Here is a 14,464-nt window from a genome sequence, read left to right on the forward strand (position 1 = left end):
CATCTTTATTTAGGTACTACTTCACAAACCGTAAAGTTCTTTTCATCAATAATCTCGTTTAGCACATCTTTTATTTCGTTTACCTTCAGTTTTTCTAGCGTTTCAACAATATCAAATAAATTCATATCATTAAACGCATAGCGTGTAAACTGATTAGCGATAAACTCAGGTGAGTTTAATGAACGTAAAAATCCGCCGATTTTCTTTTTACGAATACGCTCAAGTTCCTCTTCTGTTAGTGATTTTGTTTTCATTTCAAGTAAAATTTGTTTAACTCGATCATACAGCTGTTCCGGTTGATCCGTATCTCCTCCGATAAGAGCAAAACCAAATCCTCTTTCCTCCGTATAATCATACGCAAACGTTTCATCAATGAGTCCGTCTGCATACAACTCCTCATAGTACGAAGAGCTTTTTCCAAATGCATAATCTAAAATGATATTCATTGCTAACTCGTATTTAAGCATTTCTCCGCCTGAACGCTGCGGATTTTTCGCTTTTAGACCCACCATACATTTCGAAGACTGCACCGGCATTTTTAATACTTGTTTTTCTTGATCCACCGTTTCAGGCTCTTCGTCAAAATGACGCTGTATGTCAGAGATTTCTTTATAATCTTTTTTCTGCTGATTGTCTCGAACTTGCTTCATTACTTTTTCCGCATCAACAGGACCTACAATGAACAACAGCATGTTGCTCGGATGATAGAACGTTTCATAGCATGTGTACAGTAAATCTTTATTAATATGTGAAATCGATTCGATCGTGCCGGCAATATCAATTTTAACAGGATGGTTTTTGTACATATTTTGAATGGTACCAAAATACAAGCGCCAGTCCGGATTGTCGTCATACATTGTAATTTCTTGACCGATAATGCCTTTTTCTTTTTCTACCGTTTTTTCTGAGAAGTACGGCTCTTGTACAAAGTCCACTAATGTTTCAAGATTTTCTTCAAAGTTAGATGTACAGCTGAATAAGTAAGCTGTGCGGGTAAAAGAAGTAAATGCGTTGGCCGAAGCACCTTGTTTACTAAACTGCTGAAAGACATCTCCGTCTTCTTTTTCAAATAATTTATGCTCTAAAAAGTGGGCAATTCCATCCGGAACTTTTGTCATTTCATTTTCATTTAGCGGTACAAATTGATTGTCAATCGATCCGTAGTTTGTTGTAAAAGTGGCAAACGTTTTGTTAAACTCCGGTTTTGGCAAAATGTATACCTGCAGCCCGTTATCCATTTTTTCATGATACAGCTGTTCTTGAAGCTGCGAAAATTCAATTTTCTCCATTTTCTTCACCGCCCGTTCCTGTTAAGAAATAAATTGTATCCATTTCAATTTTCTCAGCCACTTTAATAATTTCCTGCTTAGATACCGCATCAATATGCTTTAAGTATTCATCAATTGAAATATCTTTACCCGTTAATTCATTATGATACATAACCTCTACTAGTCCTCGTGGAGTATCCACCGTTTCAAGCAGCTGGTTGTGAATAACGGCTTTCGTTTGAGCGATTTCGCCGTCTGTAAACGATCCTTGTTTCATTTCCTGCATTTGTTCTTTAATAATCGTAACAGCTTGGTCGTAATTTTTAGCATCAATACCCGACATGACCATTAGTAATCCTTTATGACTCTCTACTCTCGAAGCAGCATAGTAAGCTAAGCTCGCTTTTTCACGCACGTTAATAAATAGCTTGGAATGTGAGAACCCTCCGAATATCCCATTGAATACTTGAAGAGCAAAATACTGTCTATCTCCGTATACAACGTTTGTACGATAGCCAATATTTAATTTCCCTTGTTTGACTTCTTGTTTTTCCACCACTTCATTTACGTTTGAGATCTCTTTAGACGTGATAGAATCTTCAATGTCTTTTTGCTCGCGCTTTGGTAAAGTAAATGTTTCTTTTACTGTTTGTAAAACCTCTTCGACTTGCAAATCGCCAATAGCATAAAGGTGAATGGCATCTTCTTTTAACACCTGCTGATAATAGGCGTACAAACTTTCACCTGTAATTTCTTCCACATCGTCAATTTGACCGTTTACATGTAAAGAGTAAGGTTCTTCCTTACACATTTCTTCGACTAGTCTTAAATTAGCATAGCGCATTTTGTCATCAAATACGGCTTGAATTCTCTGACGAAGCGAGCGCTTTTCTTTTGTCATAATATCCTTTAAAAAAGAGTCCCCTTCAACTGCTGGCTTTAATAAAATATCGCCAAGAAGCGCTAACGCTTTTTGCAAAAGCGGAGTTGAATCTTTCAAATATTTTTCATTCGCTATATCAATGCGAATCGTAATATCGTGGTTATCACCTTTTTTTGTTAAGTCTACTTGTAAAGTAGCACCATAAAGCTCATCTAAATATGTACGAAGCTTTGTCGTAGACGGCAGCGACTCGGTAGCACTTTGAAGCACATAAGGTAAAAGGGCACGCATTGTCACCGTTTTCTTATCTAAAGGGGCATTTAGTTTTAAAATGAACGTGTTTGTTTTGTACTTAGCTGTTTGAATGGTATGAACAGTCAATCCTTCTAGTTCATGTTTTTGTTCAGTCAATAATTTCATATATAAACCTCCTTTTAAATTTTGATGTATTAACTAGACAATACTTCTATTTTGAATCTTTAACGCTAATTTTAGTCTTATAACCACTATATCGAATTCAAGGAAACATTTTCAAGTAACTTGCCGCGCGCTTCCTCATTTCTTTTCATATTCTTTCTCTCAATGAAAAAAAGGCGGAGAAAAGAATATGATTTCTTTGTCTCCACCTTCTATATTTATCCAACTTTAGTCATTGTTAGACCTCGTATAGAGGATTTATTAGCGGCGGCCTTTTTCATAAGGAACGCCCAGCGCTTTAGGAGCCTCAGCACGTCCTACAAAACCAGTAAGCGCTAAGATTGTTAATACGTACGGTGCAATGGTTAAAAGGACGGATGGGATATCTTGAATAACCGGAATCTGAGCTCCCGTGATACTCAAAGACTGTGCTAATCCGAAAAACATGGCTGCACCTAAAGCACCAATAGGATGCCACTTCCCGAAAATCATGGCCGCAATAGCAAGGAACCCTTGTCCAGCAATCGTTCCCGCTGCAAAGTTTGTAGCGATAGACGTGGCATACACCGCTCCGCCGATTCCAGCGAACATGCCGGAAATCATAACGCCAACGTAACGCATTCTCACAACTTTGATCCCCATCGTGTCTGCTGCCATTGGGTGTTCACCAACTGAACGAAGACGGAGACCAAACGGCGTTTTATAAATGATGTACCATACAGCAAAAGCTAGCGCAATCGCAATATAAGACGTAATAGGAACGTTCGAAAACAGAATTTTACCGATTATTGGAATGTCTGATAGACCTGGAATACTTACTTTATCGATACGGAATTGAATAAAATCTGTTTGTCCTTTCCCAAAAATCTTTTTAATTAAAAAGATTGAAAGACCCGCAGCTAAAAAATTCAGCGCTACACCACTTACCGTTTGATCTGCTTTTAATGTAATACTTGCAACAGCATGAATGAGCGAGAACACAGCGCAAACAAAAGCCGCTATTACTATTGCCACCCACGGGGCCCAAGCACCTAATGAATCCTGAAGTAAAAGGGTTGAAACAATACCTGTGAACGCGCCAAACATCATCAGCCCTTCTAATCCGATGTTCACGACCCCGGAACGTTCACTAAATATCCCTCCGAGCGCGGTAAAGATAAGCGGTGCAGCTGAATAAAGCGCCGCTGGAATAATAATGGCTAACACCTCTAAGAAGTTCATTTTGCTCCCCCCTTGCCTGCACGGCCAAGCACCCAGCGAATTAAATAACTAGATGCAACAAAAAAGATAATAAGCGCAATGACAATTTGAATTAATTCAGACGGTACGCCTGTCATAAAGTTCATTTGAGGAGCCGCAGTTTGCAGTCCTCCGAAAAAGAATGATGCTAATAAAATTCCAATTGCGCTGTTAACTCCTAAAAGGGCTACGGCGATACCGTCAAACCCCGTACCTGTAAACGCAGTGAATGTGCCCATATACTGAAATGTTCCAAGCCCTTCCATAGCCCCGGCAAGCCCGGCAAAAGCGCCTGAAATCGCCATGGATAACACAATGTTTCGGCCTACATTCATTCCTGCATACTGTGAAGCATGCTGATTAAAACCAACGGCTCTTAGCTCGAAGCCCTTAGCTGTTTTATTCAAAATAAACCACATTACGACGGCTGCAGCGATGGTAATAAGAATGCCGTAATGAAGGCGGGAGTTATTGGTTAACTGTGCTAAAAAGCTTGATGCTAAAGATGCCGATTCTTTAATATCATACGATTTTTCATTACCCGCGTATAAATACGTACGGATTAAGCTGCTCGTGGTGTAAAGGGCAATATAGTTCATCATGATGGAAACAATTACTTCATGAACATGAAATTTTGCTTTTAAAAATCCTGGAATAAACGCCCAAACTGCTCCAGCTGCAGCTGCTGCTAATACAGCTAAAGGAATATGAATGACTGCTGGTAAATCAAACGCATACCCAACCCATACTGAAGCCAACCAGCCAACTAAAAGCTGTCCTTCTACTCCAATGTTAAAGAGACCGGTTTTATAAGCAAACGCAACCGCAATACCGGCCAGAGCAAGAGGAGTCATGGCACGAATCGTTTCTCCAATGGCTTTTGGCGTTCCAAACATCCCGTCAAAAAGAGATTGATAGCCAAGCATTGGATCATAGCCGCCTAGTAACATAATAACCGCTCCGGCAATGAGTCCTAATATGGCCGATACAATAGGGATCAAAATCATCATTACACGTTCATTTTTCACAAGTTTATTCATGCTGTTCCACCCGCTTTCTCACGCGTACCGCCTGCCATTAATAGACCTAACTCTTGTTCATTCGTTTCTTTTGGATCTACAATGTCAACTATTTTCCCTTCATAAATAACCGCAATGCGATCGCTTAGATTCATTACTTCATCTAGTTCTAGCGAAACGAGCAGCACTGCCCGTCCTTTATCTCGTTCTTCAATCAGCTTTTTATGAATAAATTCAATGGCTCCTACATCCAGCCCCCTCGTTGGCTGAGCTGCAATTAATAGTTCCGGACTGCGGTCTACTTCACGGGCAATAATGGCTTTTTGCTGATTTCCGCCCGATAGCGATCGCGCTTGCGTATATTCACTAGGGGTTCGCACATCATATTCTGCAATTAACTCTTTTGCTTTTTTATACAGCTCTTTATAATTCAAAATACCTGATTTAGACATCGGCTTTTGATAATACGTTTGAAGACCGATATTTTCACCAATTGTATAATCTAATACAAGCCCGTGCTTATGGCGATCCTGCGGAATATGTCCTACTCCTGACTCCGTAATTTTACGCGTGGATAACGTAGACAACTCTTGATTTTTTAACGTGACCGAGCCCGACTTTATTTTTCTTAGACCCGTAATTGCCTCAATCAGCTCTGTTTGGCCATTTCCATCCACACCCGCGATGCCTACAATTTCGCCTGCTCGAACGCTTAGATCAAGTGAACTTACAGCCTCTACTCCTCGGCTGTCTTCTACTACTAATTCTTTTATTGTTAACACAGCTTCTTTTGGAGTCGCTGTTTTCTTTTCAGTTTTAAAATGTACTTCTCTTCCTACCATTAAAGCAGCAAGTTCATCAGGGTTGGTCTCTTGCACATTTACCGTACCAACCCCGACACCTTTTCGAATAATTGTACAGCGGTCACACACTGACATAATTTCTTTTAATTTATGCGTAATTAAAATAATCGACTTTCCTTCTTGAATTAATTTTTTCATAATTTGAATTAATTCCGTAATTTCCTGAGGTGTTAAGGCGGCAGTAGGTTCATCAAAAATAAGAATGTCGGCTCCTCTGTAAAGCGTCTTTAAAATTTCCACTCGCTGCTGCATGCCAACTGAGATATCTTGAATCTTCGCATATGGATCTACCGATAATCCATATTGATTTGAAAGCTCTTGAATATCTTGAGCTGCTTTTTTAATATTGATTTTCCCCGTTCGCGTCGGTTCGTTCCCAAGAATAATATTTTCTGTGACTGTAAAGTTTTGAACAAGCATAAAATGCTGATGAACCATTCCAATTCCTAAGTCATTCGCTACGTTAGGGTCCGTGATTTTGACTTCTTGGCCGTTTACACGAATCTGCCCTTTTTCAGGCTGATAAAGCCCAAATAAAACGTTCATCAGCGTTGACTTACCTGCACCATTTTCTCCTAACAAAGCATGAATTTCTCCCTTTTTCACTTGGAGTGTAATATTGTCATTAGCGACAATACCGGGAAACTCTTTGCGAATATCTAGCATTTCAATAACATATTCCACTACTTTCACTCCCTATTCCTGCCTGCTACAGGATTCTGTCTTCCGTTTTTTGGCTATGAAAAAGGCTAGTTTTCACTAGCCTTTTAAACTCATATAATCATTGCTTAACAGATATCAGCTTATTTTTTAAGCGTTTTTTCAAACTCTTTAAATTCTTTATCCGTTTGAGGCACTGTAATGTCACCGTCTAGAATTTTTTGCTTATACTCATCAACTGCTTTTAACGCATCTTTGCTTACATTATCTTGTGATGGAGCAATTCCCACTCCGTCTTCTTTTAAGCCAAACACAACCTCTTTACCGCCTGGGAATTTGTCGTCCATTGCTTGTTTTGCAACATCTTCTACAGCAAGGTCAACGCGTTTTACCATCGAAGTTAACGTTACGTTTTCAGGCATACCTTCTTCATGCTGATCGCGGTCAACTCCAATTACCCAAACCTTTTTGTCTTTACCGCCTTTTGAACGGTTTTTAGCTTCTGTAAATACGCCGTTTCCAGTACCACCAGCCGCTTGATAAATAATATCAGCGCCTTTGCTGTAAATGGTAGAAGCGATAGCTGAGCCTTTTTCTGGAGAGTTAAAACTTTCCGCGTATTGAGAAATAACTTCAGCGTCTGGGTTTACAGATTTAACACCTGCTTTAAATCCGTTTTCAAACTTCTTGATTAATGGAGATTCAACGCCTCCGATAAAGCCGATTTTGTTCGTTTTCGTTTGTTTCGCTGCCACTACACCTACTAAGAAAGAGCCCTGCTCTTCTTTAAATAGAATGCTCGCCACGTTATCTAAGTTTTCTGACTTTAACGTATCGTCTACTAATGCAAAGTTAGCATCTGGATACTGCTTTGCTGCTTTTTTAATGTCTTCTTTTAACAAAAAGCCAATTCCATACGTCAAGTTGTAGCCACTCTCAGCAAATTTAGAAAGGTTGCTCTCGTATTCAGATGCTTTTGTAGACTGCAAATATTTGTATCCAGTCCCTTCATCAAGTCCGTTGTCTTTCCCAAACTTTGTTAGACCTTCCCAAGCAGATTGGTTAAACGATTTATCATCTACCCCGCCCGTATCTGTTACCATTCCCACTTTAAAATCCGCTGCTTTTTTATCTCCGCTGCTCTTATCTGCGTCGTTTGAGCCACACGCGCTTAAAAGTGTTCCTGCCGCTAATACTAGTGATAATGCAAGTCCCGTTTTACGTTTTAACATGTTTTAACCCCCTGAATAGTTTTAAAAGTATAAAGCCAATTTTCTATTTCGTCCCTGTGACCTACATTTGACACCTCCTTAAAAGGACAATATTAAATAGTTGTAAATTTTCTGACATTTAACCATAAAAAAACTAGACGCGTTTACGCAGTACTTGGAAACTAAATTGATCTGCTTTAAAATAATTGATGGAATATAAAATGGGTTCATCATACTGGTCATAATGCATTTGTTTCAGCACAAGCAAAGCGGTTTCTGGCTCGCATTGTAAAATAGGAGAAACTTTTTCATGATAGCCTAGAGGCTCAATATTTGCCACGGCGTATGAAATGTGCTTTCCTGCTTGTTTTTCAAGAATTTCTAACAAAGATTCCTGTTTATATTCGAAATTTTCAGGCAATATTTTTTGAGGAACCTTGTCCATGCAATATACAACAGGCTCTCCGTTTGCCGTTCTCACCCGTTCAACAAATAAAATCTGTTCGTCTTCCCCGCAAGCAAAACGTGTTAAATCATTTTCAGACAACTCTTGTATTTGAGAAGATAAGAAGATTGTTCCGGCCTTCATACCAGCTTGTTCAATCATATGTGTTATACTATTTAATTGCTCAATCCCTGACAAAAAAGTAGGCTTCGTGTTGACAAATGTTCCCACGCCGTGTCTGCGAACAATAATATTCTCTTCTTCTAATATGCGAAGTGCCTCACGTAGCGTTGCGCGGCTAACCCCTAGCTGCTTTGATAAATCAAACTCTGAAGGGAGTCTTTCCTTTTCTTTAAAAATTCCTTTTTCTATATTTTGTTTAATTTTATCAATCACTTGTAAATACAAGTGCCGATTATCCGCACGTATAGACATCACTCTTCCTCCATATTAAAAAGTCATCAGACCTCTGATGTTCGACTACTTAATCGAAAATAATATATCATTTTTCGACAGATAAATAAATAGGTTATATTAATTTTTTGTTAAAATTTTTAATATTTTTTTAAAAAAATGAATTTTTGTTATTTTTTAATGTCAGCATACCTAACAACCTACTTTTCTTCTAATATTAGATAAAACCCAAACATTTTAGTCATTAAATTTTTTAATATTCGTTTTTATTTTATTTATTTAGCATGACATATTTTTGTATAATACTATTCTTACCGTCTCTTCTTCCATAAAAAAATGAGGTTGAGACATAACTAAATGAATCCAATCTAAAGACAAACAAATAAGATACATGAGCTGAAACGCTTGCGACACCGCAGTTGATTTCCGTGCAAGACTTCGGTTTCCACGGGCGGGCGATGGGCCTCCTCGTCGCTTACGCTTTTCCCGCAGGAGTCTTCACCTTGTCTTTCAGTCAACTGCTAGAAGGAACGAAACGGATGAAACCTATATTCACCCTAACAAAAAAAACGAACCGCTAATCAGACATGTTGATTAGTGATTCGTTTTTCACTTAGGCTAAAATACTTTTGTCCCAGCTCCATCTTTTCTAATAACCTTATTAAGATCCAACATCTTCATTTTGCTGAGAAATCAACACCGAACGCGGCTTACTTCCTTCGTAAGGCCCAACCACTCCACGATCTTCCATCGCATCGATTAAGCGTGCAGCCCGGTTATAGCCAATTCGAAAGCGTCGCTGCAGCATAGAAACAGAAGCTGTTTGCATTTCTGCCACAAGCTGAACCGCTTCGTCATACAGCTCATCTGCAAAATCATCGACTTGTTCAGGGGCATCTGTTGGAATCATTTCTTCTTGATACTGTGCTTTTTGCTGTGCAATTACAAAATCAACAATCTCTTCTACTTCTTCATCTGATAAAAAGGCACCTTGCACACGCACAGGTTTTGAAGCTCCAACAGGCATGAACAGCATATCTCCTCTTCCTAGAAGCTTCTCAGCTCCTCCCATATCTAGGATCGTACGAGAGTCAGTTTGTGAAGATACACTAAAAGCGATTCGGGAAGGAATGTTTGCTTTAATAACTCCAGTAATAACATCTACTGATGGTCGCTGTGTAGCAATAATCAAATGAATGCCGGCAGCACGAGCCATTTGAGCAAGACGTGTGATCGAATCTTCGACGTCAGATGAAGCAACCATCATCAAGTCAGCCAACTCATCAACAATCACCACAATATAAGGAAGAGTCGGCTGTTTTGCATCGGCGTCTCCATCATCATTCATACGTTTTACTAAATCGTTATACCCTTCAATGTTTCTCGTTCCGCTGTGTGAGAACAACTCATAACGTCGCTCCATCTCACTTACAACTTTCTTTAATGCTTGAGAAGCTTTTTTCGGATCTGTTACGACAGGAGCCAATAAATGCGGAATACCATTGTACATATTCAACTCAACCATTTTAGGGTCAATCATCATTAATTTTACTTCATGAGGCTTTGTTCTCATTAAAATACTAATAATAATACCGTTGATACACACACTTTTTCCGCTTCCTGTTGCCCCTGCTACAAGCATATGAGGCATTTTATTAAGCTCTGCTAGCACAGCTTCGCCTGAAATATCTCTTCCTAAACCAACTAATAGCTTTTTATCAGGTCGGTTATTTTCAGTCGCTTCAAGTACTTCTCTAAGTGAAACCATCGCTACTTCTTCGTTCGGCACTTCAATTCCTACCGCTGATTTCCCGGGAATTGGAGCTTCAATCCGAATATCTTTGGCAGCTAATGCAAGTGCTAAATCATCACTTAAATTAACAATCTTACTTACTTTTACTCCTACATCAGGATATACTTCATATTTTGTAACAGCTGGTCCAAGGTGAACTTTTGCCACTTTTGCTTTTACGCCGAAACTTTGAAACGTTTTTTCAAGCTTTTCGGCATTTTTATAAATGTTTTTATGCTCTTTTGCCTGGTTACTTTTCTTTGGCATCGTCAATAGCTTGATAGGAGGAAGCTCATACTCTTTATTTTCCGTTTCAGTAAAGGTAATCATAGGAGCTTTTTCTTCTTCCTGTTCCTTTTGCGGCCTTGGCTGTTGAGGTGCAGCAGCTACAGGCTTCGATTCCATAACCGGAGGCACCGGAGCTATAGGAGCAGCAGGAGATTGACTAGACTCTTCCTCTCCATAATCAAAGTGTTCAATAATTGGAGGCGAAGGTGCTTCCACTTCTATTTCCACGCTTTCTTCAGGTTCTTGAACAGCTTTTTCTTGGCGTCTCTTTTTTGTTGTTTTAGGGGCTTTTTTCTTCTTATGTTTCCACGTCTGAATATCTTGCCAGCCTTCTTTTAACTCCATTGTTAAAAAATTAACTAGAGGTGACAGAAGTTTTAATACCGTTTCGTGAAGCGAACGTCCGGTAATGAGCAGTACCCCAATCACAATAAGCAAGGCAGCGATAAGTTCTGTTCCTAAGCTATCAAACAGATAGTAGAACATGGCAAACATAATAGCTCCTATCATCCCTCCCCCTAAATCACTGTGATTCGATTGTCCCGTTGCTTCGAGCATATACAAATCCCACGTATTCATAATGACAGATGGATCTGTAAACGTTCCGTTTTTCGATAAATTTTCAAATAACGTCACGTGACTAAACAGTAAAATAGATAAAATAATGAGGTATGTACCGATAAGCTGCCGCGTCACTAAAGGAGGCATTTCTCTTTTCCAAATAATATAAACAGATAGAATAACCATTCCGATTAAACACAGCATATACCATTCGCCAATAAATAAGCGGACCACGAGTACAAGAGCCTGTCCTACAGCACCGAGTCCTGCCATGGCAATTAACGTTAACGCTAATAAAAATAATCCAATAAGCTCAAAGCGCAATATGCGTTTCCATTCATCCTTTTTTATTTGACCTCTTCGTTTTTTCTTTGCCATTTTTCCACTCCAATCAACGTCCAACACCCTATGTTGATTTTGTTTCTTTTATCAGTTGAATAAAAAAGCAGCCAATACAGCGGCTGCCTTCTTCGTCATATTCATTATACCATATTCACCATAATTATACTGAAATCCTTACGACAAAATTTGACCAGGATAATAATTTTCATTCAAATAATCTTGAGGATTCGTGCTTAAAACCCTCACAATTTGCTGTTGTTTTTGTTCATTTTCTTCAACGATAACCGGGATTCCATTATGATTAATAAGCTTTGGCTGAGATTGTTCTTGATGATAAGACTGCTGAAAAATCAGTTCTTGTGGCATCATTGTATATAAAATCATTGCAGCAGCTGCTCCTCATTCTGACGTCCTTGCTCAATCAGTTCATTCAATTTTTTGATTGCTTGAGCAACTCCGCCTACTTCGTTAATTAACCCGTATGAAACAGCATCTCCGCCAACTACATTTGTCCCGATATCACGCGTTAAGTTCCCTTTTGAAAACATAAGTTCTTTAAACTTTTCTTCTGAAATATGAGAGTGTTCTCTCACAAAGTTAATCACGCGCTCTTGCATTTTATCTAAGTATTCGAATGTTTGCGGTACACCAATAACAAGACCCGTTAAGCGAATGGGATGAATGGTCATGGTCGCTGTACCGGCAATATACGAATAATCAGTTGAAACCGCAATTGGAACACCGATTGAATGTCCGCCTCCTAGCACAATGGACACAGAAGGCTTGGATAACGAAGCGATCATTTCCGCAATGGCAAGACCTGCTTCTACATCTCCACCTACTGTATTCAAAATAATAAGCAATCCTTCAATTTTTGGATTTTGTTCAATCGCCACAATTTGCGGGATGACATGCTCATATTTTGTCGTTTTATTTTGAGGAGGCAGCTGCATGTGCCCTTCGATTTGTCCTACAATCGTTAAACAGTGAATATTAGAATCCTGAGGAAGCTGAGCCACGTTGGTCTGTCCCAATTGTTGAATTTTATCTAATATTCCGCCCTTGCTTTCTTCATTTTTATTAGGCTGCTGAGGCGCTTCATCAGAATGTAATCTTTCGTTATTTTCAAACATATTCTAGCTCCTTTCACTTATTGATAATAGTAGTATGAACTTCTCATAGTTATTACATCCGCATCAGCTGCAAATAAAAAGCCTTCCCAGCGGGAAGGCTTCACATTAGATTTCCATGATAATCGGTAAAATCATCGGTTTACGACGGGTTTTTTCATATAAAAATTGATTTAAACTTTCTCTCATTTTTAATTTTAATGAAGACCACTCGATCACTTTGTCTTCCATACACTTTTCTAAAATTTGCTGAACAATCTTCGTTGCTTCTTCTAAAAGCTTTTCTGATTCTCTTACATAGACGAATCCGCGGGAGATGATTTCTGGCCCCGCTACTACTGTTTTTTGACGTTTATTAATCGTAACTACTACCGTTAAGATTCCGTCCTGTGACAGCAGCCTGCGATCCCTCAGAACGATATTCCCAATATCGCCGACGCCTAGTCCATCAATGAGCGTATTTCCCGCTTGAATAGAACCGCTAGGGTACATGCGAGCATCTTTAAACTCAACTCGCTCACCTTTTTCAAGCAAACAAATATGATCTTCTGATATTCCTAATTGACCGGCTAGCTTTGCATAAGCTTTTTGTTTTCGGTACTCTCCATTCACAGGCATGACATATTTCGGCTTTGTTAAGTTAATCATAAATTTTAATTCTTCTTGACTGCCGTGTCCGGAAGCCTGCACTTTCTTCTGAGCAAACACTACGCTTGCTCCTAAACGAAAGATGACGTCAATTGTTTTTGAAAAGGTCGTTTCGTGCCCCGCCACGGGTGTAGCAGCCAGCAGCACCGTGTCATCTTGTTTGATTTGAATAAATTTATGGGACTGTTTAGCCATTCGAGTAAGACCTGAAATCGGCTCTCCGTGATGACCTGTTGTTAAAATAACCGTTTCATGTTCTGAAAGATCCTTTAGCTTTTGCACAGGAACAATTAAATCCTCAGGCAGCTGCAAATGTCCAAGTTTTGCTGCAATATCAATGATTTTCAGCATACTCTTTTCCATAATGATCAGGTTACGGCCATGCTGATATGCGGCATGAATAATTTGCTGAATACGGTGCAGATTGGAACTGTATGCAGCAACAATGATTCGACCTTTGCTTTTATAAAAAGCGTCGGTAATATTTTGTCCGATGACGGCCTCGGAAACTGTATAGCCTGGCTTATCCGCATTTGTACTGTCTGAAAGCAAACACAGGACGCCTTTTTCCCCAATGGCAGCCATTTTTCCAATATCAGCGCTTTGAATGCTGACTGAGTTTTGATCAAATTTAAAATCACCTGTATATACAATCGCACCTTGATTGGTTTGTAAACAAATGCCGACTGAATCTTGTATACTGTGCTGCGTTCTAAAAAATGAAATATCCACTCCTTCAAACGATAAAACCGTTGACGAAGTGATAGGATGTAAAGCTTCATATTTTTTAATTCCATACTCTTTTAACTTTTCTTTGATAAGTGCTAGCGTTAATTCTGTACCATATACCGGCACGTCCAATTTTTGAAGTATAAAGGGAATAGCCCCAATTTGCTCTTCGTGTCCATGAGTAACAAAAATGCCTTTTACGTTCTGCTGATTTTCTACTAAATATGTAATGTCAGGAATGACAATATCAATTCCTAACATTTCCCCTCCCGGAAACTTTGACCCTGCATCTAACACATATATGTTTTCATTGATTTCCACCACATACATGTTTTTTCCAAGTTCTCCGACTCCACCCAAGGCTGAAATTTTAATATTTTCTGTCTTTTCTAGTACCATAAGTTCCTCCTACTTACTTTCACCCGTACAATTTCATTTGCTTACATTATAACTGAAGTAAGAATTGGAATACAAGAAATTTCATTCGTCTATTTCCGTCATCTGCTCTTCTATTATCTTATAAGAAAAAAACGTCTCTTCATCAACTCGTATATA

At 39.0% G+C, this 14,464-nt stretch carries 11 protein-coding genes; all 11 read right to left on the reverse strand.

Translation table 11 applies throughout. The annotated features are described in order from the left end of the window. Positions 1–5: 5 nt before the first annotated feature. Positions 6–1,289: an EF-P 5-aminopentanol modification-associated protein YfmH gene (yfmH, locus tag LJY09_RS20370; RefSeq protein ID WP_025750276.1), complete on the reverse strand. Its 1,284-nt coding sequence runs from the start codon at positions 1,287–1,289 to the stop codon at positions 6–8. Beyond that, positions 1,276–2,571: an EF-P 5-aminopentanol modification-associated protein YfmF gene (gene yfmF / locus LJY09_RS20375; protein ID WP_154973157.1), complete on the reverse strand. Its 1,296-nt coding sequence runs from the start codon at positions 2,569–2,571 to the stop codon at positions 1,276–1,278. Before yfmF ends, yfmH begins: the two co-directional genes overlap by 14 nt. Before the next feature lie 258 nt (positions 2,572–2,829). Beyond that, entirely contained in the window at positions 2,830–3,789 is a 960-nt protein-coding gene (locus LJY09_RS20380) for an ABC transporter permease (RefSeq protein WP_154973156.1), read from the reverse strand. Then, positions 3,786–4,847, reverse strand: a complete 1,062-nt coding sequence (locus LJY09_RS20385; RefSeq protein WP_099331248.1) for an ABC transporter permease — start codon at positions 4,845–4,847, stop codon at positions 3,786–3,788. The genes LJY09_RS20380 and LJY09_RS20385 overlap by 4 nt, the downstream gene beginning before the upstream one ends. Continuing rightward, on the reverse strand, positions 4,844–6,373 hold the full coding sequence (locus LJY09_RS20390; protein ID WP_028411387.1) for an ABC transporter ATP-binding protein: 1,530 nt from the start codon (positions 6,371–6,373) through the stop codon (positions 4,844–4,846). The genes LJY09_RS20385 and LJY09_RS20390 overlap by 4 nt, the downstream gene beginning before the upstream one ends. A gap of 119 nt (positions 6,374–6,492) precedes the next feature. Beyond that, positions 6,493–7,581: a BMP family lipoprotein gene (locus LJY09_RS20395; protein WP_028411388.1), complete on the reverse strand. Its 1,089-nt coding sequence runs from the start codon at positions 7,579–7,581 to the stop codon at positions 6,493–6,495. Between the two features lie 133 nt (positions 7,582–7,714). Beyond that, positions 7,715–8,440: a GntR family transcriptional regulator gene (locus LJY09_RS20400; protein WP_028411389.1), complete on the reverse strand. Its 726-nt coding sequence runs from the start codon at positions 8,438–8,440 to the stop codon at positions 7,715–7,717. A gap of 640 nt (positions 8,441–9,080) precedes the next feature. Continuing rightward, complete coding sequence (locus tag LJY09_RS20410) at positions 9,081–11,438, reverse strand: FtsK/SpoIIIE family DNA translocase (RefSeq protein ID WP_099331250.1); 2,358 nt, start codon at positions 11,436–11,438, stop codon at positions 9,081–9,083. A gap of 138 nt (positions 11,439–11,576) precedes the next feature. Continuing rightward, positions 11,577–11,786 carry a YlzJ-like family protein gene (locus tag LJY09_RS20415; protein WP_028411391.1) on the reverse strand — a complete coding sequence of 70 codons (210 nt, stop codon included), beginning with the start codon at positions 11,784–11,786 and terminating at the stop codon, positions 11,577–11,579. Further along, entirely contained in the window at positions 11,783–12,535 is a 753-nt protein-coding gene (locus tag LJY09_RS20420) for a ClpP family protease (RefSeq protein ID WP_013058820.1), read from the reverse strand. The genes LJY09_RS20415 and LJY09_RS20420 overlap by 4 nt, the downstream gene beginning before the upstream one ends. 105 nt (positions 12,536–12,640) lie before the next feature. Continuing rightward, positions 12,641–14,308, reverse strand: a complete 1,668-nt coding sequence (locus LJY09_RS20425) for a ribonuclease J (RefSeq protein WP_028411392.1) — start codon at positions 14,306–14,308, stop codon at positions 12,641–12,643. Positions 14,309–14,464 lie beyond the last annotated feature (156 nt).

Source organism: Priestia sp. J2 (genome assembly GCF_020790095.1).
GTDB lineage: Bacteria > Bacillota > Bacilli > Bacillales > Bacillaceae_H > Priestia > Priestia zanthoxyli.